The 2,145-nt window shown below is 71.0% G+C and carries 2 protein-coding genes and 1 pseudogene; all 3 read right to left on the bottom strand.

What is annotated here, in order from left to right; genetic code table 11:
* Positions 1–85 precede the first annotated feature (85 nt).
* On the bottom strand, positions 86–1,042 hold the full coding sequence (locus AC3XYG_RS02300; RefSeq protein WP_489138199.1) for a DinB/UmuC family translesion DNA polymerase: 957 nt from the start codon (positions 1,040–1,042) through the stop codon (positions 86–88).
* Between the two features lie 137 nt (positions 1,043–1,179).
* Positions 1,180–1,608, bottom strand: a pseudogene (locus tag AC3XYG_RS02305) (Y-family DNA polymerase); the annotation flags it as partial.
* Positions 1,523–2,145, bottom strand: a 623-nt coding sequence (locus AC3XYG_RS02310; RefSeq protein WP_489138198.1) for an ImuA family protein, incomplete at its 5' end; no start/stop codon positions are given. The gene AC3XYG_RS02310 and the pseudogene AC3XYG_RS02305, both read right to left, overlap by 86 nt.

Raw genomic sequence — 2,145 nt, forward strand, 5'->3', positions numbered from 1 at the left:
GCGGCCTGAGCGAACAGCTCATCGCAGGAGCTGGCGCCGCGCAGGAAGGAGAAGTGCGAGGTGCATTGGAGCTCGGCGTAGCGGGTCATCCGAAGATCCCATGCAGGAACCAGCCCTGCGAGCCGGTGGCCGCGTTCTCGCCGTCGCCGGCCCGGAAGATCCAGTATCGCTCACCGGCCTCGTCCTCGACCTGGAAGTAGTCCCGGACCGCGATCAGCTCGGCATCGCGCTTCCACCATTCGCCGAAGACGCGTTCCGGGCCGTCGGCCCGCTTCACCCGGCGGCGGATGCCACGCCAGGTGAAGGTGACCGGCGGATGGTCGGGCAGCACGGCGATGGTCTCGATCGGCTCCGGCATCGGCAACAGCCGCGACGGCCGCGGCCAGTGATCGGGCCAGGACGGCCCCGTGTCCGGGGCCATCGGCGGCACCCGCGCGACGGATCGCTCCGGCACGTCACTGGCGACCGCGGCAAAGCGATAGAGCCGGTGCTCGCCGACGCGATTGGTCAGCGTGTCGACCAGATCGGAAACGTCGGCCTCCGGCTCCTCGGTGAGCGACGAGACCGTCTGCCGGGGCATCAGCGGCTCGGCCACGACGGCGGCCAGGGTCATGATCTCGATGCCGAAGCCCGGGTCGATAGTCTCGATCCGGTCGCACAAGAGGCGGGTGAGCCGCCTGGCGTCGCGGACCGGCGTCGCAGTACCGACCCGCACCGCCTCAATGCGGTTGTCGACACGATGGCAAAGCATGTCGAGACGGCGCGCGCCGAGGCCGCGGGCTTCGAGCAGGTCGCACACCTGGACAACCAGCTTGCCGATATAGCGGGCGATGGTCTCGGCCGCGCTGATCGGCTCGGCGAAGGCCCGGCGTGCCGCCACCAGATCCGGCGGACGGACAGGGTCGATCGGCTCCGCGAGGCACCCGAGGGCCTGGTCGAGGCGGCGCCCCAGTTCGGGGCCGAAGCGCAGAGCCAGTGGCGCCCGTGGCTTCGCCGCCAGGTCGCCGATCCGGTCGAAGCCGAGGACGCGGAGTGCCGCCACAGTGTCTCGAGCGAGGCGGAGCCCCGCGATCGGAAGGTCGAGAATGGCGCTACCCCCCTCCCCTGCCGGCACGACAACGACAGCGCGGTCGGCAAAGCGCGCCAGGGCGTGGGCGGCACCCAGCTATCGGCCAGCGCAATGCGCACGGCGATGCCGCGCGCGGTCAGGCGGCCGGCCAAGTCGATGAGCATCGCCTCCTCGCCGCCATGGAGATGCGCGGCACCAGTGGCGTCGATCACCAGCCCGTCCGGCAGGTCGGCGGCGACCACCGGGGCATAGCGCTGCAGGGCCCACAGCGCGAGGCGGTCGAGCGCCTCGGCGTCCGCAAGTGGTTCCGCATCCATCAGGATCAATCCGGGGACCAGGGCCTGGGCCTTGCTCGCCGGCATGCCAACGTGCAGCCCCACCCGCTGCGCAGCCGCGTCGGTCGCCACGACCACCCGGCGTCGTCCGTCCCGGCCGACCAGCACGATAGGCGTATCAGCCGGCGGCGCGGTGTCGCCCAGCTTCCGCCGTAGCCGATCCGTCGGCCAGGTCGGCAGGAAGACCGAGACGACCCTTGGCATCACACGCCTCCACCTCGAAATCCGCGCTCTCTCCGGCGCGGCACCGGATCAATTCCAGCAGCCAGCGGGCTCGGCCGACCCCAGGAACGGGCAACGGGCTCGACGGCATCACGCTGACACGCCAGCGGGTCACCGAGGCGGTCGGCTGGCCGAAATCTGCGGCCTCGGCCACGCGGCGCCATCGGCGGATGGCGATGCCGACGGTGCCGGATCCCTCGGCCGACAATTGAAGGCGCCGGGATGCCATCATGCGAAGCTGCGCGACCTCAGCCACGACGGCGCCAAACCCGCCATGCCGGAGGCCTTCTTCAAAGCAGGCCAGCAGGGTCTTGTCGTCACCCGCCTCGACATAGATCACCCGGTTGGGGGAAAGCCCGGCCTGGGCGAGCGCCGGCGCGAATAGGTCCTGACGGGTCACGCACCACAGGACGCGGCCACGTGTGCGGGCAGCGATGCCGGCAGCGAATAGCGCCACTGCCGCCCCATCGAGCGCGCCATGGCCACCGCCTGCAATCTCGTGCAGCGCGCCAAGGGCCA

This window comes from Inquilinus sp. (assembly GCF_057815775.1).